Source organism: Streptomyces sp. NBC_00086 (assembly GCF_026343255.1).
Classification (GTDB): Bacteria; Actinomycetota; Actinomycetes; order Streptomycetales; family Streptomycetaceae; genus Streptomyces.
Genome location: NZ_JAPELZ010000001.1, coordinates 5,122,991 through 5,144,077, shown reverse-complemented (window position 1 = coordinate 5,144,077; position 21,087 = coordinate 5,122,991). Strand labels below are relative to the sequence as shown.

The following is a 21,087-nucleotide window of genomic DNA, read 5'->3' as shown; positions in this document are numbered from 1 at the left end:
CGCTATCCGGCCAGCTCGCGAGCAGTGCGTACGGCCTCCGCCAGGCTGTCCACGACGGGGACACCGGCTGATTCCAGACTGCCGCGGCTGTGCGAACCGCCCGTATAGAGGACGGCCCGCGCGCCCACGTGCGCGGCGGCCAGCGCGTCGTCCACGGCGTCTCCGATGAGTACCGTACGACCGGCGCTCACTCCCGTCCCGTCCAGGGCCGCCAAGTGACGTACGAGGTGCCCCGCCTTGGTGGTGTGGGAGGGCCCGGTACGCCCGTCGACGCGCAGGAAGTGCCCGTCGATCCCGTGCGCCCGGACGAGTGGCACGAGCTGGTCGTGGGGCGCGAGGGACAGCAGCGACTGCGTCAGCCCCTCCGCCTGCCAGCCCCGCAGCAGCTCACGTGCCCCCTCGGCGAGCCCGGCGTCCTCGGCGGCCACCCAGTAGTGGCGGTGGAAGGCCTCGTCCATGACCAGCCACTCGGCGTCCGTGGGGAGCCGTCCCATGAGGCGCTCGTAGAACTTCGGCACCGGTACGACGTACAGCTCGCGGTACCGCTCCAGGGTGATCGGCGCGAGGCCGAGCTCGGCGAAGGAGGCGTTGGTGGCGGCTATCACGGCGTCGATGTCGTGGAGCAGCGTGCCGTTCCAGTCCCAGACGATGTGCGGGGCCGCGGGGGCGCGGACCGGTGCCGCCGGGCCCTCGGGCGCGGCGGCCACGGGCGGCGCCGGCACCGCGAGCGCGGGGCCCTCGGGCGTCGGGACCACGAGCGGGGTGCCCTCGGGCGCCGGGTTCTGGGATGCCGCCGGGTTCCGGGATTCCGGGTTCCGGGATGCCGCGCTCACTTCAGCAGCCCCGGAATCTCCTGGATCCCGAACCACAGCAGCTCGTGGTCCTCGGCACCGTCGACGGTGGACCGCGCGTCCTCGTCGCCCCCGTCCGCGGCCGGGACGGCCGCCACGGCGGCGCTCACGTCCTCCAGGGCCTCTTCCGCGTCCACGTGCACCGCGGCGGCCACCGCGAGCCGTACGGCCCCGGCGAGGGCCACCTGGCCCAGCGTGGCCTCGTCGGCGCCGGGGGTGGCGGTGGCGGCCTTGTCGTCCACGTCGAGGGCGACCACGACCCGCTTGCGGGGCGCGGCCCCGTCCTCGGCGATCATCCGCAGCGAGGCGGCGGCGGCCCTGGTCAGGGCGGCGTACTCCAGCTCCTCGATGTCGTCCGAGACGTACCACTCGCGCAGCCCGGGCGTGACGGCGTACGCCCGCAGCGGAGCCGGGCCCAGCTCACCCGCCTGGTGCGCCTCGGCGAGCCCGGGGAGGGTCAGGGGGACGTACACGCGCATGGCCGGCTGCTTTCGGTAGTCGGAAACGCCCCCAGGATACGACCGGGCCGCCCGCGGTCCTTCGCGACGCCCCCTCGCACGCCTTCTCCCCGGGGGCCTGCGCGGCTCCGGCGGGCTGGGTCGCGCCGGGGGCACGCCCGCCGGAGGTCACGGACTCCGTCCGTGACGGCCCGCGTCCCCCTTCGGGGTGCCGCGGCGGGGCCGCGCGGCGTCCACCTCGCTCCTTGCGGGACCCGGGGCGGGGCCCGGGGGCGGCCGGGGACCGACCCGGATAGGTGAAGGCGGCCGGGCGCGGGACGGCTCCCGCGGCGTCGTTGCGGAGCATGTTCGCAGCCCCGTAGAAGTCCCCTACCAAGTTACCGCCCGGTACCACGCCGGGCCCGACCCCCGGGGACGACCGCAATGCCCATCAGCACCCCCCGCACCGCCGAAAGCACCACCACCCCCACCCCCACCCCCACCCCCACGAGGCCCACGAGCCCCGCACCCACCGGGGCCGCCCGGCGCCCAGTAACCACCGGGAGCGCGACCCCCCGCACGCCCGGCAGCGCCGGAGCCGGCACAGGCCCCGGCCGCGGCTCCGCGAGGCCCGCGAGCACCGGCCCCGGCTCCGCGCGGCCCGGCCGCCGCCACGACCGGCGCCGGCCCTCCGCCGGGATCCACCGCGGCCCCCACGACTGGTTCGCCGAACGGCTGCTCGCCGTCCTCAGCGGACGCCGTCCCGTGCACTCCCTGATCGGCCACACCATCGGCCCGGCCTACGACCAGCTGATCACCCTCGCCCCCGCCGACCCGCCGCAGGAGCGCCCGTACGAGGCCCGCCGGCCCAGCCCCGTCCTGCACGGATGCGGCCGCTTCACCCCCGGTCCGGGGGTCATCGAGGCCTTCGCCCGCATCGCCACGGGCGACCGCCTCACCGCGCTGGCCTTCCGCCTGGAGCAGGGCCCCGACCTGCGCTGGCGCTGCGCCGCCGTGGAACTCCACGGCCCGCGCCCGTGACCCCGGCGCCCGGCCCGTACCGGTACCCGTACCCGCGAACGCCGCCGGGGCCGGACCCCACGCACAGCGTGGTGTCCGGCCCCGGCGGTGGTCCCGCGAGCGGCGCGGGTTACTTCTTGCGGCGACGGCCGCCCGTGGCCTTCGCGGCCTTGCGGCGCTCCGCGCGCGTCATCCCGTCGGAGTCGTCACCGGACTCCGATTCGAAGTCGCCCTCGACGACGCCGCCCTCACCGTCCACGGTGGGCGCGGAGAAGTGCAGCCGGTCCGGCCGCTGCGGGGCGTCCAGACCCTTCGCCCGGATCTCCGGCTTGGTCAGCGACGGACCGGAGTCCGACACCAGGACCTCCTCGACCTGCTGCTCGACCTGGACCTCCAGGTTGAACAGGTAGCCGACGGACTCCTCCTTGATGCCCTCCTGCATGGCGTTGAACATGTCGAAGCCCTCGCGCTGGTACTCGACCAGCGGGTCCTTCTGGGCCATCGCCCGCAGGCCGATGCCCTCCTGCAGGTAGTCCATCTCGTACAGGTGCTCGCGCCACTTGCGGTCCAGCACCGACAGCACCACGCGGCGCTCCAGCTCGCGCATGATGTCGGAGCCGAGCGTGGCCTCGCGGGCCTCGTACTGCTCGTGGATGTCGTCCTTGACGGACTCCGCGATGAACTCGGCGGTGATGCCGGCGCGGTCGCCCGCGGCGTCCTCCAGCTCCTCCACCGTGACCTTGATCGGGTAGAGCTGCCGGAAGGCGTTCCACAGCCGGTCCAGGTCCCACTCCTCCGCGAACCCCTCGACCGTCTCGGCCGTGATGTACGCGTCGATCGTGTCGTCCATCATGTGACGGATCTGGTCCTGGAGGTCTTCGCCCTCCAGCACCCGGCGGCGCTCCTTGTAGATGACGGTGCGCTGGTTGTTCAGCACCTCGTCGTACTTCAGGACGTTCTTGCGCGTCTCGAAGTTCTGGGTCTCGACCTGCGACTGGGCCGAAGCGATGGCCCGCGTGACCATCTTGTTCTCGATCGGCACGTCGTCCGGCACGTTGGCCATCGACATGACGCGCTCGACCATCTGCGCCTTGAACAGCCGCATCAGGTCGTCGCCGAGCGACAGGTAGAAGCGGGACTCGCCCGGGTCGCCCTGTCGGCCGGAGCGGCCGCGCAGCTGGTTGTCGATACGGCGCGACTCGTGGCGCTCGGTGCCCAGCACGTACAGCCCGCCGAGCTCCTTGACCTCCTCGAACTCCGCCTTCACGGCCGCCTCGGCCCGCGTGAGCGCCTCGGGAAGGGCGTGCGCCCACTCCTCGATGTGCTCCTCCGGGTCCAGACCGCGCTGGCGCAGCTCGGCCTCGGCGAGGTCGTCCGGGTTGCCGCCGAGCTTGATGTCGGTACCGCGGCCGGCCATGTTCGTGGCGACCGTGACGGCGCCGCGACGGCCCGCCTGGGCGACGATCGTGGCCTCGCGGTCGTGCTGCTTCGCGTTCAGCACCTCGTGCGGGATGCCGCGCTTGGAGAGCTGCTGCGAGAGGTACTCGGACTTCTCGACCGACGTCGTACCGACGAGGATCGGCTGGCCCTTCTCGTGCTTCTCCGCGATGTCGTCGACGACGGCGGCGAACTTCGCGACCTCGGTGCGGTAGATCAGGTCGGCCTGGTCCTTGCGGACCATGTCGCGGTTGGTCGGGATCGGGACGACACCGAGCTTGTAGATCTGGTGGAACTCGGCGGCCTCGGTCATGGCCGTACCGGTCATGCCCGACAGCTTCGAGTACAGGCGGAAGAAGTTCTGGAGGGTGATCGTCGCGAGGGTCTGGTTCTCGTCCTTGATGTCCACCCCTTCCTTCGCCTCGATCGCCTGGTGCATGCCCTCGTTGTAGCGGCGGCCGGCGAGGATGCGGCCGGTGTGCTCGTCGACGATCATGACTTCGCCGTCGATGACGACGTAGTCCTTGTCGTTCTTGAACAGTTCCTTCGCCTTGATGGCGTTGTTCAGGTAGCCGACGAGCGGGGTGTTCACCGACTCGTAGAGGTTCTCGATGCCGAGCCAGTCCTCGACCTTCGCGACACCGGACTCGTGGATGCCGACGGTGCGCTTCTTCTCGTCGACCTCGTAGTCGCCGGTCTCCTCGATGCCCTTGAGGGGCTGACCGGGCTCGCCCTTGGTCAGGCGCGTGACCAGCTTCGCGAAGTCCGCGTACCACTTGGTGGCCTGGTCGGCCGGACCCGAGATGATCAGCGGGGTACGGGCCTCGTCGACCAGGATCGAGTCGACCTCGTCGACCACGGCGAAGTTGTGGCCGCGCTGGACGAGCTCGTCCTGCGACCACGCCATGTTGTCGCGGAGGTAGTCGAAACCGAACTCGTTGTTCGTGCCGTACGTGATGTCGGCGGCGTACTGCTCACGGCGCTGCGCCGGAGACATGTTCGCCAGGATGCACCCGACCTCCAGGCCGAGGAACTTGTGCACCCGGCCCATCATCTCGGAGTCGCGCTCGGCGAGGTAGTCGTTCACCGTGATCAGGTGGACGCCCTTGCCGGACAGCGCGTTCAGGTACGCGGGCAGCGTGCCGACGAGGGTCTTGCCCTCACCGGTCTTCATCTCGGCCACGTAGCCGAGGTGCAGCGCGGCGCCACCCATCATCTGTACGTCGTAGTGACGCTGGCCGAGGACGCGCTTGGCGGCCTCGCGGACCGTCGCGAAGGCCTCGGGCAGCAGGTCGTCCAGGCTCTCGCCGTCCTGGAAGCGCTGCTTGTACTCGTCCGTGAGCGCACGCAAGTCGGCGTCGGAGAGGTTGACGAAGTCCTCTTCGATGGAGTTGACCTGGTCCGCGATGCGGTGCAGTTTTTTGAGGATCTTGCCTTCGCCTGCACGCATGAGCTTGTTGAAGACGGACACCGAGGTTTGTCTCCTTGCCGGTCGGGCCTGGCACTATTTCGTGCGCGGGCACGGAGGGTGGGCCCCACCGCAACGGCCATCGTAAGCGAGGACACGGTCGTGTCGGGAGGTCCGTACCATCCGCGGGGCAGGACTGCCCGGAAAAGAGAACGTGCGGGGGGCACCGAAGGTGCCGGGGCAAGGGAAAAGTGTTCGCCCCGGGCGCGGCGGAGAACCAGAATCACTCCATGGAACCCACCGTCCTGAACACCGCCCGACTGCAGCTGCGCCCCTTCGGCCCGGCCGACGAGGACGAGGTCTTCGCCGCCTGCCAGGACCCCGACATCCAACGCTGGACCATGGTCCCCTCCCCGTACGAGCGCGAGCACGCCCGCGGCTTCGTCGGCGAGCTGGTTCCCGGCGGCTGGCGCGACGACACCGGTTACTCCTTCGCCGTCCGCCTCGGCCCCGGCGGCCCGCTGGTCGCGGCCGTCGGCGTCCACGTGCACGAGGCGTTCGGGGCGAACTCGTACGAGATCGGCTTCTGGGCGGTCAAGGAACACCGCGGGCAGGGCTTCATGGCCGAGGCCGTCACCGCCGTAGCCCGCTGGGCCTTCACCGACCTGGGCGCCGTACGCCTGGAATGGCGCGCCGAGGTCGGCAACGCCGGCTCCCGCGCCGTCGCCGAGAAGACCGGATTCCAGATCGAGGGACTCCTGCGGGCCTCCCTGCACCGTGCCGACGGCGTCCGCGACTCGTGGGTGGGCGCGCTGCTCCCCGCGGACATCGGCCTGCCGTCCGCCGTCCCGTACCTGCCCGCTGTCAGTGGCGCCGCCTAGGCTGCGGACATGACCTTGATCTCGCTGTCCGCCGACGAGGCCCGCCGGATCGCCCTGCGCGCGCAGGGCTTCATGGGAGCCCCCGACCGCCGCGGCGGGGTACGCGGAATCCTGCGTCACCTGGGCGCCGTCCAGCTCGACACGATCTCCGTACTGGCCCGCTCCCACGAGCTCATCCCGTACGCCCGCCTCGGCGCGGTCGGCCGCTCCACGGTCGAAGCCTCGTACTGGTCGGACCAGCACGCCTTCGAGTACTGGTCGCACGCGGCCTGCATCCTGCCGATGGAGGAGTGGCCGCACTTCGCCTTCCGCCGCCGGGCCAACAAGGCCCGCGGCCACCGCTGGCACGTCCTGGAGGACAAGCACCGCTCGACGAAGACGGTCCTGGACCGCCTCGCCGCCGAAGGCCCTCTGACCTCGACCGAGCTGGGCGGCGCCAAGAACGGCGGCGAGTGGTTCGAATGGTCCGAGACGAAAATCGCGGTGGAGTGGCTCCTCGACGTCGGCGAGGTGGTCTGCTCCGAGCGGCGCGGCTGGAAGCGGGTCTACGACCTCCCCGAGCGCGCGGTCCCCGCCGCCCTGCTCCACGACGACCTGGACGACCGCGAGTGCAAGCGCCGCCTGGTGGCCCTCGCGGGGCAGTCCCTGGGCGTCGGCACCCGCTCCGACATCGCGGACTACCACCGGCTCAAGGCCGTCGACTTCGACGCGGTGGTCGAGGACGCGGGCCTGATCCCGGTGGAAGTGGAAGGCTGGGGAAAGCCGGCCTGGGCAGACCCCTCAGCGCTGGCGTCCGTGCCCCGGGGCCGCCACCGCACGACCCTCCTCTCCCCGTTCGACTCCCTGGTCTGGGAGCGCCCGCGCACGGAGCGGATCTTCGGCTTCACCCACCGCCTGGAGGCGTACGTCCCCAAGTCCCGGCGGATCCACGGCTACTTCGCGATGCCCCTGCTGGCCGGAGGCCACCTCCAGGGCCGAGTGGACCCGGCCCGCGAGGGCACCACCCTGGTGGCCCGCCAACTCTCCCTGACCACCCCGAAGGCAGCCCGCCCCATGGCCGAAGCCCTCCGCGAGGCCGCCTCCTGGGTCGGCTGCGACACCATCCGAATCGACCGCGCGAGCTCTCCCGCGGAAGCAGAAGCGGTAACCGCAGAACTCTCCACCCTCTGACCACCCACCGCTCGCCCCCGGGCCCCACAGCCAACCAACCCAGCCGTCCGGCGTTTGAGGACCGGGGTCTGGGGCGGAGCCCAACAGGGTCCGGGCGCAGCCAACCCAGCCGTCCGGCGTTTGAGGACCGGGGTCTGGGGCGGAGCCCCAGGGGGTCCGGGCGCAGCCCGGCACCCCTCTCCAGCCCGTCCGGCGCTTGAGGACCGGGTCAGGGCAGAGCCCTGGGAACGGTCGAAGGGCGGGTAGGGGATTCCGCCCCGCAGGGCCATCCCACCCGCACCCTTGACGGGACCGGAACCGGAACGGGATCCGGAACGGGATCCGGAAACCCTCAGCTACCGGATCTCGAGGATCTTCTCCCGCATCGCGTACACCACCGCCTCCATCCTGGAGTGCAACTGCAGCTTCTCCAGAATGTTCCGCACATGGTTCTTCACGGTGTTCTCGGAGATGAACAACTCCTTCGCGATATCGCGGTTGTTCATCCCGGTGGCCACCAGCTTCAAAACCTCAAGCTCCCGATCCGTCAGCCGCGGCGCCGGCACCAACCGCCGCTCGTCCGTCCGCTGGATCATCGACTTGAACTCCGTCAGCAGCTTCGACGCCATCGAAGGACTGATCTGCGACTGCCCGTCCGCAACCGCACGAATCGCCGTCGCGACCTCGTCCGTCGAGATCTCCTTCAGCAGGTACCCGGTCGCCCCCGCCTTGATCGCGTCGTAGAGGTCCGCCTCCTCGTCGCTGATCGTCAGCATGATGATCTTCGCGGAGGGCGCCACCTCCTTGATCGAGGTACAGGCCTCGATCCCGCCGCGCCGCGGCATCCGCACATCCATCAGCACGATGTCCGGCAGCAGATCGGCCGCCTTGTCCACGGCCTCCGCCCCGTCCCCCGCCTCGCCGACGACCTGGATGTCCTCTTCCTGCGCGAGGACGATCTCCAGCCCGCGCCGGAACAGCGCGTGGTCGTCGACCACGAGCACCCGGATCGGCTCTGCCACCTGGTCCTCCTCACGGCAGCCCGCACCGTTGTCATCACGCACCGGCCCGAAGCTGTCCGCCATCGTTCCTCCCCCTGCACCACGTGTGCTGAGCTGCTGGGTCAATCCGACGAGAGCGGCCGCCGGCTGACTGCCCGACATGATTCCATGCCTACGTGGCAGAACGGGGTCCGGCGATTACAGGCCGACCCATACAGGCCACCGTTTCGCAGCCATCGCCTCATAAGAGTGCCCCCGCGCCCGCCTGGGCGAACGCGGGGGCACCACACCGGCACCGCACGAACATCCGGATCCAGCCCGGAATCAGTCCGGAATCAGACCGGAATCAGCGGCTCAGCCCCCGAGCGCGCCACCCGCACCCGCACCGTCGAGCTCACCCGAGCTGGAGGCGGCGTCGGAGGCGTTGAGGTGGATCACGCCGTAGTCGTAACCGTGGCGCCGGTAGACGACGCTCGGCATCTTGGTGTCGGAATCGACGAACAGATAGAAGTCGTGACCGACCAGTTCCATCTCGTACAGGGCCTGGTCGAGCGACATGGGTGCGGCCGAGTGGGTCTTCTCGCGAACGATGAGCGGGCCGTCGCCCTGCACTTCCAGCGATCCGATCCGGGTGGTCGGAATCGCGTCCGCGTCCGCCTTCTCCCCGTTGACCGGCTCGCCGTTGCCATTCAGGGTCGCGGCGTTCGGAACCACGTCGGCGACCTCGGCCGCCGAGAGCCGTCCGGCGCCGCGCCGGGTGTAGCGCTTGTCGTGCTGCTTGCGCAGCCGGGCCTCCAGCTTGTCCTGAGCGAGGTCGAGCGCCGCGTACGCGTCAGCGGCGGAAGCCTCGGCACGAATGACCGGGCCCCGCGAACGCAGGGTGATCTCCACGCGGTCGGAACGGTCGGCCTGGCGCGGGTTGTGCTCCTTGGACACCTCGACGTCCAAGCTGATCACCTTGGCGTCGAGCTTCTGGATCCGCTCCGGATTCAGCTTCTCGGCCACGTGCTTGCGGAACCGGTCGGGCACCTCGGTCTTACGGCCCTTGACGACGATGTCCACGCAGAACTCCGTTCCCGGATAGCTCCGCCTCAGGGGCGAAGCGTCTCCCTTTCGCACCAGACCCCGGTGAACACCGGAGCCTCGGACTTGGCGACTTCCACCTCCTCCTCCCCCATCGGCAAGATCTACACCCCACCGACTTCGGAGTCGAGGGACAACCTCTGCTGGCACGAAGTTTTCGAAACGTACAGACGCTCGAAACGTGCGCTCCGATGCATGGGGCCCAAGGTTCGCCAATTCCTTACAACCGAACATATCCCTCTATGCCGGTTGTCGGCACCCGCTACCGGAACGTACCTCCGTTCAGGTGGCCGTTCCCTCTTACTACCTGCAACGATGCGCCTTCCCCGCCAGTTCCAAATCTATTCACAAGTTTTTTGGTCTGTCCGAGTTGCGCCAGTGCCGGAACGCACGAAGGAGTCCGCCGGCGCGGCCACCACGGCGGCCACCAGAGCCGCCGCGGCCGCCCCGCCCGGCACCCCGATCCCGGCCGCGCGCAGCGCCCGCGCCGCCTCCACCAGCGTGGACCCGGTGGTGACGAGGTCGTCCACGAGCACGATCCGGGCCGCCCCCGCCGTCACCCGCCCGGCACCGTGACGCGCCTCCAGGGCCCCCGCGAGGTTCTCCCGGCGCTGCGCCGCCCCCAGGCCCGCCTGGTCGGCCACCGCCCGCCGCAGCCGCAGTACGGGCGTCACGCGCGCGGGCACGCCCTCCCGCCGCAGCCGCGCCGAGGCGGCCAGCGCGATCCTGAGCGCCGGGTCGTGCCCGCGCGCCCGCACCCGGTGCCGCGCGGAGGGCACGGGGACCAGGGCCACCGCCCCTCCCTGCGCCCCGCCCGCGCGGACGGCGGCAGCCAGGGCGGCCCCGAGGGCTCCGGCCAGCGGCAGCGCCCCGCGCTCCTTGTGGGCCAGTACGACGGCCCGTACGGCCTCCCGGTACGCGGTGGCCGCATACACCGCGGGCAGCCCGCCGGGGCACGGAGACGGCCGTACCGGGCCCGCCCCGGCCCCACTGAGCTCCGACCGGCAGTCTGCGCACAGCACCGCGCGGCCGGCCCCGCAGCCGGCGCACGTCACCGGCAGCACCAGTCCGGCGAGCTCACCGGCCCATCCCCGCCACCACTCCCGCATGACGTCCACCCTGCCGGGCCGGGACAGCACTCCACCAGCCCTGTGGACAACCACGGAGAGGGCAGGTCACACCCCGCCGCGGCGACGGCCGGCCCACCCTCACCCAGCCCCCAGCCTTCAGTCCCCAGCCCTCAGCCCGGGTAGACCGGAGCCTGCCCGCCGGCCACCACCGTGCGCCACTGCGCCCCCGGCGGCAGCCACACGATGCCGTCCTCCAGCGACTCGGCGACCACCGGCTTCTTCTCGTCCTCGCTCGCGGCCACCGCCACCAGCCCGTTCGCCCCGGGCAGCCCGGCCCCGACCATCGACCCGTCGGCCAGCATGTAGCGGGCCTGGACGACCATGCCGCTCTCCCGGCCCACCACCAGCAGCCGGCCCCGCGGCGCCCAGCTCATCGCCACCACGTCCGCCAGCTGCGGGGCGGCCGGGCGCAGCTCGCGCACCGAGACCGCGGAGACGTCGCCCTTCGCGTCGGGCCGCTCGATCCGCCCGATGTACAGGTATTTGCGGCTCTCCCGCTGCACCAGCAGCGCGATCCGCACCCCGTCGGGGGAGGCCTTCAGCCCCGTGATCCGCCCGCCGGCCAGCCCGGACACCTCGACCCGTTCGGGGGTGCCGGTGCCGCCGGGCAGCCGGTACAGCGCCGCGTCCTGCGGATCGGGGTCCGCGACCCACAGATCGCCCGCCGCGTCCCAGGTCGGGGTGGCGAGCCCGTTGGGCTTGGCCCCCTTGCCGGTCAGCAGCGACGGCGGCATCGCTCCGGCGGTGGTCAGGTTGACCACGTACAGCCCGTGCCCGTCCGCGGAGACGACCGCGGCCCGCTTCTCGTCGTAGGACACGGCGGCGGAGCCCACCTTGAAGGCCGGGTTCGTGGACAGCGGCCCGGGGGCCGGTGTCGGCGGATCCTGCTGGTCCTCACGGTTGGGGTCCAGGTTCAGCCGCTGCAGCCGGTTCTCGGCGTCCACGTAGTACTGGTGGCCGGGCGAGGGCGGCCGGTTGGCGAGCACGGCCGCGGCCGCCTCGGACACCTGGCAGCGCGTGGTGCCGTCGGAGCGCACGACGTCGACCCGGTCGACCCTGGAACCCGTCAGGTCCTTGACCGTGTAGAGGAGTTGGGTCGCCATCCGCTGGCACTGCGCCTCGTCCACGTCGTCCGCGTTCTTGTTCAGGGGCACGCGCAGCGTGTTCTGACCGTCGATCGAAAGGGACTTGGTGCCTTCCCGCAGTTCCGTACCGGTCGGGAAGCTCGAAGTGACCACCGGTCCCAGCCACTTGGAAGGGCCGGCCAGCAGCGAGGTGACGGTCTGGGTGGTGGGGTCCATCCGGGAGTCGGGGTCGCTGCGCTGACGCACGTAGACGGGGTCGGCGACGAGCGTGGCGCCCGCGAAGTAGTACTTGTTGACCGGCATGTAGATGCGCTGGAAGTCGGATTCGCTCAGGACCAGGCTGCTGGGCGGGGTCGCGATCCGCCACTGGTCGTCCTTCTGCACGAGCTGGAGGAACTGCTCGTAGCGCCGGCCGCCGGTCTCCGGCTGGTACGCGCTGCGCTCGTCCACCGTGGCCAGCATCTTGCCCGCGACCTTGAACCGGGGGGCGGCCGGGTCCTTCTCGCCCTGTACGGAGAACCGGTCGAGGCCGGCGGAGAGCACGGTGACCGCCGCACCGGGCTTCCAGTTCTTCGCCGCTTCCTCGGTGAGGTACTTGCGTGCGGTCTGGAGCTGCGGATCGTCGCTGGTCATGGCCTCCAGGAAACCGTCGACGATCTCCTGCGGGCTGGCCCGGTCGGCCGGCGGTACGCCGAAGACCCGGACCTGGGAGTCGACGCCCTGGGAGGCCTCCACGGGACGGACCTCGCCGTGGTCGGGCATGGAGGCGCAGCCGGCCAGCAGCAGCCCGGCCGCCCCGAAGGCGAACGCCCTGAGAGCCCCGCGAGCCCCGAGAGCCCCGCGGGTGCGCGGCGTGCGCCGGCGCGGCCGGCCCGGCTCAGCGCCCATGCGATCCGCCCGCTCCGGCTGCCCCGCCCGCTCCACCCGCTCGACCCGCTCCGCCCGCTCCACCGCTACCACCCTCTCGGTCGGTTGCTCCCGCCGTCCCGCCGGACCGCGCGTCCGCCGCCCCGCCCCCGGCGCCGTGTCCCTGCTCCGCCGGCCCCGGCCGGGTCACGACCCGCGCCCCGTTGCCCGGCAGCGCCGTCGGGTCGGCCGGTACCGGCACCGCACCCGCGACGGGGGACCTCGGCGGCATCGGCGACCGGTCGCCGCGCCCGGCCTGCTGCGCCTGCTGCGCCCGCTGCCCGGCGGCCGCGGAACCCTCCGCGGCGGCCCTGGCCCGGTTGGCCCGGGAGTCCTCGGGCTCCAGCGGGATCGGCGATCCGCGCAGCGGCTCGTCGGCGGTGCGCGGCAGCGTCAGGCGGAACTGCGAGCCGCCGCCGGGCTCGCCCCACGCCTGGAGCCATCCTCCGTGCAGGCGGGCGTCCTCGACGGCGATGGACAGGCCGAGGCCGGTACCGCCGGTCGTGCGCGCCCGGGCCGGGTCGGCCCGCCAGAAGCGGTTGAAGACGCGGGTGGCCTCGCCGGGCTTGAGCCCGACTCCGTAGTCCCGTACGGCCACGGCGACGGCCCCGCCCGCCGAGGCGAGCCGGACCACCACGTCGCGGCCCTCGCCGTGCTCGACGGCGTTGACGACCAGGTTGCGCAGGACCCGCTCCACGCGCCGGGCGTCGGCCTCGGCTATCACCGGCTGGGTGTCCCCGAGGACGCGGATCCGGGTGTTCTTGTGCTGGGCGAGCGGCTCGGCCGCGTCGATGACCCGGTGCACGACGTCCCGCAGGTCGATCGGCTCGGCCTCCAGCGCGGCGGCTCCCGCGTCGAACCGGCTGATCTCCAGCAGGTCGGCGAGCAGGGACTCGAAGCGGTCGAGCTGTCCGGCGAGGAGCTCGGCGGAGCGCGCGGTGATCGGGTCGAAGTCGGCGCGGGCGTCGTGGATGACGTCCGCCGCCATGCGTACGGTCGTGAGCGGGGTGCGCAGCTCGTGGGAGACGTCCGAGACGAAGCGGCGCTGCAGCCGGGAGAGGTCCTCCAGCTGCTGGATCTTGTTCTGGAGGTTCTGGGCCATCTTGTTGAAGGCCTCGCCCAGACGGGCGATGTCGTCCTCGCCGGTGACCTTCATCCGCTCCTGGAGCCGCCCCGCCGAGAGCCGCTCGGCGATCCCCGCGGCCATCCGGACGGGGGTGACGACCTGGCGCACCACGAGCCAGGCGATCCCGCCGAGGAGCACCACGACGAAGAGCCCCGCGGTGGCGATGGTGGCCTTGACCAGGTTGAGGGACTCCTCCTCCTGCGTGAGCGGGAAGAGGTAGTACAGGTCGTACGGTTCGCCGTTGATGTCGATGAGCCGCTTGCCGATGACGAGCGCGGGCTCGGGCAGTTTGTCCCCGGCGTCGGTGTAGCGGATCTGCGAGAAGGTCTTGAAGGCGCCGGTCGCGTGGTTGACGTTGCGGCGCAGCTCCAGCGGGACGCTGGCCGTGGGATCCACGTTGCCGGAGGCGCGGGCTCCGCGGACGCCGCCGAGGGCTCCGCGGGCGGACGGCTGTTCCTCGCCGGTTCCGGTGCCGGCACCCAGCGCCGCCACCTCGAAGGCGCTCTGCCCGCCACTGGCGAGCTGTTTGACCAGGGAGTTCATCCAGGTACTGGCGTCCCGGCCGACCTTGTTGTCGGAGGCGTCGGGCCCGTCCGCCGTATAGGGCGTATTGGCCTTCTCCTGCGCGACCGCGAAGCCGCCCGCGGCCTGGCTCTGCGCGGCCTCCTCCTTGGCGTCGAGGAGGCCCTTGCTGACCTGCGCGATGACCACGAACCCGAGGGCGAGGACCACGGCGAGGGAGATCAGCAGGGTCGCGGCGACCACCCGGAGCTGGATGTTGCGCCGCCACAGCCGGACAGCCGGAAGCAGCGGCCGGCGTACGAGGCGTACGAACAGCCGCAGTACGGGACCGCCGGGTGCTCCCTCGGGGAGCAGCCCGCCGCCCCGCAGCGCTCCCCAGCGGGAGCGGCCACGGGGCTTGCCGGGTGTCATGTCAGCTCGGTCCGGCCTTGTAGCCGACCCCGCGCACCGTCACGACGATCTCGGGGCGCTCCGGGTCCTTCTCGACCTTGGAGCGCAGCCGCTGGACGTGCACGTTGACCAGGCGGGTGTCGGCCGCGTGGCGGTAGCCCCAGACCTGCTCCAGCAGCACCTCGCGGGTGAAGACCTGCCAGGGCTTGCGGGCGAGCGCGACCAGCAGGTCGAACTCCAGCGGGGTCAGGGCGATCGAGGCGCCTTCCCGCTTGACCGAGTGCCCGGCCACGTCGATGACCAGGTCACCGATGGTCAGCTGCTCGGGCGCGGGCTCTTCCGAACGGCGCAGGCGGGCCCGGATGCGGGCCACCAGCTCCTTCGGCTTGAACGGCTTGACGATGTAGTCGTCGGCCCCGGACTCCAGGCCCACGACCACGTCCACGGTGTCGCTCTTGGCGGTGAGCATGACGATCGGTACGCCCGACTCGGCGCGGATCAGCCTGCACACCTCTATGCCGTCCCTACCGGGCAGCATGAGGTCGAGCAGCACGAGATCCGGCTTCGCCTCCCGGAAGGCAGCCAGTGCCTTGTCGCCGTCCGCTACGAACGACGGCTCAAAACCTTCTCCACGCAGCACAATGCCGAGCATCTCGGCCAGCGCGGTGTCGTCGTCGACGACAAGGACGCGTCCCTTCATGGTTGACATCATCCCATTAGCTAATCGTTACCCGGCGGTGAGCTGTCCCACAGCCAAAGGGGCTGGAAATCGCCCCTCGGACCTGCGTGGAGATCAGGGCGCCCAGTGTGCCCCGGATCCGGCCGTCATACGAAGGCGCGAACGTTCCCGTCTCAGGAGGCGGCTGGTCCGTTGGGGACGGCTGGTCCGTTCGAGGTTGTCACATGGCACGATGGCAGCCGGACCAAGCGCCCGCACCCCGCGTGCACGTGAAGGAGCGACGATGAACGACTCTCCGGGCTGGGCTACGCCCGGATCCTCCCCGTCCGACGGTGAGGGCTCCCACGGCACACAGCCGCCCGCGGGCGGCTCAGGCGATTCCAAGTGGTCCGCCGAGCAGCCGCCCCCCGGCCAGTGGTCGAGCCCGACCCCGGGCCAGACCCCGCAAACCCCGCAGCAGCCGCCCGCGGCCCCGCAGCCGGGCGCCGGCTGGGGTTCGTACGGCGGCTACCCGCCCCCGGCCGGCGGCTGGGGCGGCCACACCCAGGCGGTGAAGCCCGGCGTGATCCCGCTGCGCCCGCTCGGCATCGGCGAGATCCTCGACGGGGCCGTCAGCACCATGCGCAAGCACTGGCGCGCGGTGCTGCCCATCACCCTGGTCGTGGCCATCGTGGTCCAGCTGGTCAGCGTGCTCACCCAGAAATACGCGTTCGGCGAGCTCGTCATGGACCAGTCGAGCACCGACCCGATGGGCGAGCAGCTCGAATCCGTCGGCGCCGTGGTGGGGCTGACCGCGGTCGACGGGTTCATCCAGCTCGTCGGATCCATCGTGGTCACCGCCATGCTGACCATGATCTTCAGCCGTGCGGTGCTCGGCCACAGCTCCACGGTCGCCGCCTCCTGGCGCGAAGCCCGCCCGCAGGTCCTGCGGCTCTTCGGCCTGACCCTTCTCCTGGGCCTCGGCGCGGTCCTCGTCGTCGCCGTGCTGATCCTGCCCGGCGCCCTGGCCGGCGAGGGCGTCCTCGCCCTCTTCGGCGGCTTCGTCGCCCTGGGCCTGATCCTCTGGCTCTGGATCCGCTTCTCCCTGGCCTCGCCCGCGCTCATGCTGGAGAAGGCCACGGTCCGCAAGTCCCTCTCCCGCTCCTCGAAGCTGGTCAAGGGCTCCTGGTGGCGGATCTTCGGCATCACCCTGCTGACGAGCATCATCACGGGCATCGTGTCGAGCCTCATCGTCCTGCCCCTCACCGTCGCGGGCGGCCTGCTGTTCGGCGGCGGCCTCGAAGGCCTGGCCGAGGGCACCGGGGGCACGAGCTGGGGCTACCTGATCATGTCGGCCGTCGGCGTGGTCATCGCGCTGACGATCACCATGCCGATCCAGTCCGGCGTCACGGTGCTCCTCTACGTCGACCAGCGCATCCGCCGCGAGGCCCTCGACCTGGAACTCGCCCGGGCGGCGGGCATCGAGAACTACGGCACCACCACGCCGCCGACCGGAGGCTGACCCGGGAATGAGGAGCACGGGGGGCCTGCTCGCACCACAACCCACACCACAACCAGGCATCGGCCGCGAAGCCGCCCGCGAGGCGGCCCGCCACGAGCTGTCCAAGCCCGTGTACCACCAGAACGACCCGGGGCTGCTGCAGAGGGCGCTGGACCGCTTCTGGGAGTGGGTGGGCGACCTCTTCGACCGCGCCTCCGGGGCGACCCCGGGCGGGATCCTGGGCCTGGTGGCCATCGTGGTGTTCGCGCTCCTCGTCCTCGCGGCCCTGTGGTGGCGCCTGGGCGCCCCCGGCCGCACCGCCGCCCGCGCTGCGGGCACCCTCTTCGACGCGGGCGTCCGCAGCGCGGCCGACCACCGCGCCGCCGCCGAGTCCCTGGCCGGCGAGGGCCGCTGGAGCGAAGCGGTCCAGGAGCGCATGCGCGCCGTCTTCCGCTCCCTGGAGGAGCGCACCCTCCTCGACCCCCGTCCCGGCCGCACCGCGGACGAGGCGGCGGCCGAAGCCGCCGCCACCCTCCCGTCCCACGCCGCGGCCCTGCGCGCGGCGGCCCGCACCTTCGACGACGTCACCTACGGCGGCCACCCGGCCGACGCCGGGATGTACGCGACCCTGACCACCCTGGACCAGGCCCTGTCCCAGACGAAGCCCCTCCTGACGGGCTCCACCCCATGACCGGCCCCACCCCGGACCCGAACGCCGCGGACCCGAACGCCCCGGGCGCACCCGCGCCGCTCACCGCGGGCGCATCCCCCGGCCCGGCCCACCAGGGCGCAGGCGGGCCCTTCGCGCCCCCCGTCCACGCGACGGCCGGCGGCAGGCCCCACCCCACCGGGGCCGCCTCGGCCCCACGGCTCGGCGGGACCCACGCCGCGGTCTCCGACGGGCCGTCCGCCGAAGCTGCCGCCACGGGGCCCGACGCACCCCCCGCCGGGGCGTCCGCCGCAGCCGCGTCCACCCGCTCCGGCGGGCCCGCCACCCCGCCCCGTACAGCCGCCGCAGGCACAACGCCCCGAGACCTGTGGGCCCGCTCCCGCGGCTTCCTCCTCGCGCTGACGGTGCTCCTCGTCGGCGGGCTCGCCCTCGCCGCCCTGAACTCCGGCACCCGGCACGGCTACCTCGACCCCCGCTCCCCCGACCCCTACGGCAGCCAGGCCGTCGCCGAGCTGCTCAAGGCCCGCGGGGTCACCACCCGGGTCGTCACCTCCGCCGAGGCCGCCTCGGACGCCGCCGGCCCCGACACCACCCTGCTGGTCACCGACCCGGACCGGCTGGGCGAACCCCAGCTCCGCGACATCCGTTCCGCGATCGACCTCTCCGGCGGACGGACCGTCCTGCTCGCCCCGAGCGCGCTCAGCCTCCCGGCCCTGGCCCCCGGCACGCACACCCACGACGACGGCTCCCCGGCCCCGGACACCCACCTCGACCCGGGCAGCACCTGCCCCCTCCCCGCCGCCACGGCCGCGGGCCGCGCCGCGACAGGCGGCGGCTACCGGTACACCACCGCCACCCCCGGAGCCACCGGCTGCTACCCCCGCTCGGGCCACCCCACGCTCCTCGTGCTCCCCACCGGCATCCGCGGAGGCGACACCGTCCTCCTCGGCTCGGAGGCCGTGCTCCTCAACAAGACCCTCGCCAAGGAGGGCAACGCCTCCCTCGCGCTCCAGCTCCTCGGCACCCGCCCGAACCTCGTCTGGTACATGCCGTCCCCGGCCGACAGCGACCCCGACAGCGCCGCCGGCACCGGCGAGGAGCAGAGCTTCCTCGACCTGATCCCCGCCGGCTGGAGCTGGGCCCTGCTCCAGCTCTTCCTCGCGGCCGCCGTCGCCGCCCTCTGGCGCGCCCGCCGCCTCGGCCCGCTCGTCACCGAACGCCTGCCCGTCCTCGTCCGCGCCTCCGAGGCCACCGAGGGCCGCGCCCGCCTGTACCGCAAGGCCGGCGCCCGCGACCGCGCCGCCACCGTGCTGCGCGCCGCCGCCCGCGAACGCCTGGCCGCGCTGGTCGGCGTACCGGCCACCCAGGCCCACGACCCCGCCTCCCTGGTCCCCGCGGTCGCGGCCCGCCTCACGGCCGGGCCCCCGCAGGACCCGGACGGCCTGCTCTTCGGCACCGCCCCCACCACCGACGCGGCGCTCATCGCGCTCGCCGACCACCTCGACGCCCTCGAAAGGGAGGTCCGCACCTCATGACGGCCACCACGGACAGCGCCCGCTCCGCCCTGGAGGCGCTCCGCACCGAGATCGGAAAGGCCGTGGTCGGCCAGGACTCCGCCGTCACCGGTCTCGTCGTAGCCCTCCTCTGCCGCGGCCACGTCCTGCTCGAAGGCGTCCCCGGCGTCGCGAAGACCCTCCTCGTGCGGGCGCTGGCCGCCTCCCTCGAACTCGACACCAAGCGGGTCCAGTTCACCCCCGACCTGATGCCGAGCGACGTCACCGGCTCCCTCGTCTACGACGCCCGCACCGCGGAGTTCTCGTTCCAGAACGGCCCGGTCTTCACCAACCTGCTCCTCGCCGACGAGATCAACCGCACGCCCCCCAAGACCCAGTCCTCCCTCCTCGAAGCGATGGAGGAGCGCCAGGTCACCGTCGACGGCACCCCCCGCAAGCTCCCGGAGCCGTTCCTCGTCGCCGCCACCATGAACCCGGTCGAGTACGAGGGCACGTACCCCCTGCCCGAGGCCCAGCTCGACCGCTTCCTCCTGAAGCTCACCGTGCCCCTCCCCTCCCGCGAGGACGAGATCGGCGTACTGACCCGCCACGCGGCCGGCTTCAACCCCCGCGACCTGCACTCCGCCGGCATCCGCCCGGTCGCCGGCCCCGCCGAACTGGACGCCGCCCGCAAGGCCGTCGAGGCCACCAGCGTCTCCCCGGAGATCGCCGCGTACGTCGTCGACATCTGCCGCGCCACCCGCGAATCCCCCTCCCTCACCCTCGGCGTCTCCCCGCGCGGCGCCACCGCGCTGCTGGCCACGGCCCGCGCCTGGGCCTGGCTCGTGGGCCGCGACTACGTCACCCCCGACGACGTGAAGGCCCTCGCCCTGCCGACCCTGCGCCACCGCGTCCAACTGCGCCCCGAGGCCGAGATGGAGGGCGTCACGGCCGACGCGGTCATCACCGCGATCCTCACCCACGTCCCCGTCCCGCGCTGATGGCCTTCACCGGACGCGCCGCACTGCTCGCGGCCCTCGGCAGCATCCCCGTCGGCTTCCTCGGACCGAGCTGGACGGGGATGCTGGCGGTCAACGCCCCCATCGCCCTGGCCTGCGCGGTCGACTACGCCCTCGCGGCCCCGGTCCGCTCGCTCCAACTCGCCCGCTCCGGCGACACGTCCGTGCGCCTCGGCGAATCCGCAGACGTCCACCTCACGATCACGAACCCCTCCCCCCGTACGCTCCGCGCCCGGATCCGCGACGCCTGGCCCCCGAGCAGCTGGGTCCCCGGGACCGAAGTCGCCGGTTCCCGCCATACGTTGGCCGTTCCCCCCGGCGAACGCCGCCGCCTCACCACCCGACTGCGACCCACCCGCCGAGGCGATCGCCAGGCGGCCCGCGTCACGATCCGCTCGTACGGCCCGCTCGGCCTGCTGGCCCGCCAGGGCCACCACACCGTCCCGTGGACGGTCCGCGTCCTGCCGCCCTTCGCGAGCCGCAAGCACCTCCCCTCCCGCCTGGCCCGCCTGCGCGAACTCGACGGCCGCACCAGCGTTCTGACGCGCGGTGAGGGCACGGAGTTCGACAGCCTGCGCGACTACGTACCCGGCGACGACACCCGTTCCATCGACTGGCGGGCCACCGCCCGCCAGAACAAGGTCGCCGTCCGCACCTGGCGCCCGGAACGCGACCGCCACATCCTGATCTGCCTCGACACCGGCCGCACCGCGGCCGGCCGCGTCGGCGACGCCCCGCGCCTCGACTCGGCGATGGACGCGGCCCTGCTCCTCACCGCCCTGGCCACCCGCGCGGGCGACCGCGTGGACCTCCTGGCCCACGACCGCCGCCCCCGCGCCCAGGTCCAGGCCCGCTCGGCGGCCGACACCCTCCCCGCCTTCGTGAACGCGATGGCCACCCTCGAACCGGAACTGGTCGAGACGGACTCCCGCACCCTGGTCTCCACCATCCTGCGCAGCGCCCCCCGGCGCTCCCTGGTGGTCCTCCTGACCAGCCTGGACGCGGCCCCCGTCGAGGAAGGCCTGCTCCCGCTGCTCCCCCGCCTCACCCAGCGCCACACGGTCCTGCTGGCCTCGGTCTCGGACCCCCACGTGGCGGAAATGACGCAGTCCCGCGGCACGGTGGAAGCCGTCTACGAGGCCGCGGCGGGCACCCAGTCCCAGTCGGCCCGCCGCCGCACGGCGGAACAGCTCACCCGCCACGGCGTCCACGTGGTCGACGCCACCCCGGACACCCTGGCCCCCGCCTTGGCCGACGCCTACCTGGCTCTGAAGGCCGCCGGCCGCCTCTGACCCAGCCGTCCCGCCACGGAGACGTTCC

General features: G+C 72.6%; 17 protein-coding genes. 8 read left to right on the top strand and 9 right to left on the bottom strand.

The features are described 5' to 3' along the window. Positions 1-2: 2 nt before the first annotated feature. Positions 3-707, bottom strand: a complete 705-nt coding sequence (locus OG276_RS23115; RefSeq protein WP_266913042.1) for an HAD family hydrolase — start codon at positions 705-707, stop codon at positions 3-5. Between the two features lie 122 nt (positions 708-829). Next, positions 830-1,330 carry a hypothetical protein gene (locus OG276_RS23110; RefSeq protein ID WP_266908322.1) on the bottom strand — a complete coding sequence of 167 codons (501 nt, stop codon included), beginning with the start codon at positions 1,328-1,330 and terminating at the stop codon, positions 830-832. Between the two features lie 402 nt (positions 1,331-1,732). Here OG276_RS23110 and OG276_RS23105 point away from each other — a divergent pair, with 402 nt between their 5' ends. Beyond that, positions 1,733-2,329 (top strand): Rv3235 family protein, encoded by a 597-nt coding sequence (locus OG276_RS23105; protein ID WP_266908320.1) that lies wholly within the window; start codon positions 1,733-1,735, stop codon positions 2,327-2,329. A 109-nt stretch (positions 2,330-2,438) separates the two neighbouring features. On the opposite strand, the gene secA is transcribed toward OG276_RS23105, so the two are convergent. After that, positions 2,439-5,216: a preprotein translocase subunit SecA gene (gene secA, locus OG276_RS23100; protein ID WP_266908318.1), complete on the bottom strand. Its 2,778-nt coding sequence runs from the start codon at positions 5,214-5,216 to the stop codon at positions 2,439-2,441. A gap of 227 nt (positions 5,217-5,443) precedes the next feature. Here secA and OG276_RS23095 point away from each other — a divergent pair, with 227 nt between their 5' ends. Continuing rightward, entirely contained in the window at positions 5,444-6,034 is a 591-nt protein-coding gene (locus OG276_RS23095) for a GNAT family N-acetyltransferase (protein ID WP_266908316.1), read from the top strand. 9 nt (positions 6,035-6,043) lie between these two features. Then, positions 6,044-7,204: a winged helix-turn-helix domain-containing protein gene (locus OG276_RS23090; protein WP_266908314.1), complete on the top strand. Its 1,161-nt coding sequence runs from the start codon at positions 6,044-6,046 to the stop codon at positions 7,202-7,204. 335 nt (positions 7,205-7,539) lie between these two features. Here OG276_RS23090 and OG276_RS23085 read toward each other — a convergent pair whose 3' ends face one another. From OG276_RS23085 to mtrA, 6 genes are all read right to left on the bottom strand, one after another. Continuing rightward, positions 7,540-8,268, bottom strand: a complete 729-nt coding sequence (locus OG276_RS23085) for a response regulator transcription factor (protein WP_266908312.1) — start codon at positions 8,266-8,268, stop codon at positions 7,540-7,542. Between the two features lie 270 nt (positions 8,269-8,538). Continuing rightward, entirely contained in the window at positions 8,539-9,246 is a 708-nt protein-coding gene (gene raiA, locus OG276_RS23080; protein WP_266908310.1) for a ribosome-associated translation inhibitor RaiA, read from the bottom strand. Positions 9,247-9,608: 362 nt separating this feature from the next. Beyond that, positions 9,609-10,376, bottom strand: coding sequence for a ComF family protein (locus OG276_RS23075; protein ID WP_266908308.1), 768 nt, complete (start codon positions 10,374-10,376; stop codon positions 9,609-9,611). A gap of 131 nt (positions 10,377-10,507) precedes the next feature. After that, positions 10,508-12,370, bottom strand: a complete 1,863-nt coding sequence (locus OG276_RS23070) for an LpqB family beta-propeller domain-containing protein (RefSeq protein ID WP_266908306.1) — start codon at positions 12,368-12,370, stop codon at positions 10,508-10,510. Beyond that, positions 12,360-14,447 (bottom strand): MtrAB system histidine kinase MtrB, encoded by a 2,088-nt coding sequence (mtrB, locus tag OG276_RS23065; RefSeq protein WP_266908304.1) that lies wholly within the window; start codon positions 14,445-14,447, stop codon positions 12,360-12,362. Before mtrB ends, OG276_RS23070 begins: the two co-directional genes overlap by 11 nt. 1 nt (position 14,448) lies before the next feature. Then, the gene (gene mtrA / locus OG276_RS23060; RefSeq protein WP_274552971.1) at positions 14,449-15,138 is read right to left on the bottom strand and encodes a two-component system response regulator MtrA; all 690 of its coding nucleotides are present in this window, start codon (positions 15,136-15,138) and stop codon (positions 14,449-14,451) included. A gap of 250 nt (positions 15,139-15,388) precedes the next feature. Here mtrA and OG276_RS23055 point away from each other — a divergent pair, with 250 nt between their 5' ends. Genes OG276_RS23055 through OG276_RS23035 form a run of 5 tightly spaced genes read left to right on the top strand, consistent with a single transcriptional unit; the run spans position 15,389 to position 21,059 of the window. After that, positions 15,389-16,606 (top strand): glycerophosphoryl diester phosphodiesterase membrane domain-containing protein, encoded by a 1,218-nt coding sequence (locus OG276_RS23055; RefSeq protein WP_266908301.1) that lies wholly within the window; start codon positions 15,389-15,391, stop codon positions 16,604-16,606. A 7-nt stretch (positions 16,607-16,613) separates the two neighbouring features. Further along, positions 16,614-17,276, top strand: a complete 663-nt coding sequence (locus OG276_RS23050) for a DUF4129 domain-containing protein (protein WP_266908299.1) — start codon at positions 16,614-16,616, stop codon at positions 17,274-17,276. Further along, a complete protein-coding gene (locus OG276_RS23045) occupies positions 17,273-18,790 on the top strand; it encodes a DUF4350 domain-containing protein (protein WP_266908297.1) in 1,518 nt (505 codons plus the stop codon). The genes OG276_RS23050 and OG276_RS23045 overlap by 4 nt, the downstream gene beginning before the upstream one ends. Beyond that, positions 18,787-19,749 (top strand): MoxR family ATPase, encoded by a 963-nt coding sequence (locus tag OG276_RS23040; protein ID WP_266908295.1) that lies wholly within the window; start codon positions 18,787-18,789, stop codon positions 19,747-19,749. The genes OG276_RS23045 and OG276_RS23040 overlap by 4 nt, the downstream gene beginning before the upstream one ends. Then, positions 19,749-21,059 carry a DUF58 domain-containing protein gene (locus OG276_RS23035; RefSeq protein ID WP_266908293.1) on the top strand — a complete coding sequence of 437 codons (1,311 nt, stop codon included), beginning with the start codon at positions 19,749-19,751 and terminating at the stop codon, positions 21,057-21,059. Before OG276_RS23040 ends, OG276_RS23035 begins: the two co-directional genes overlap by 1 nt. The last annotated feature ends 28 nt before the right edge of the window (positions 21,060-21,087 follow it).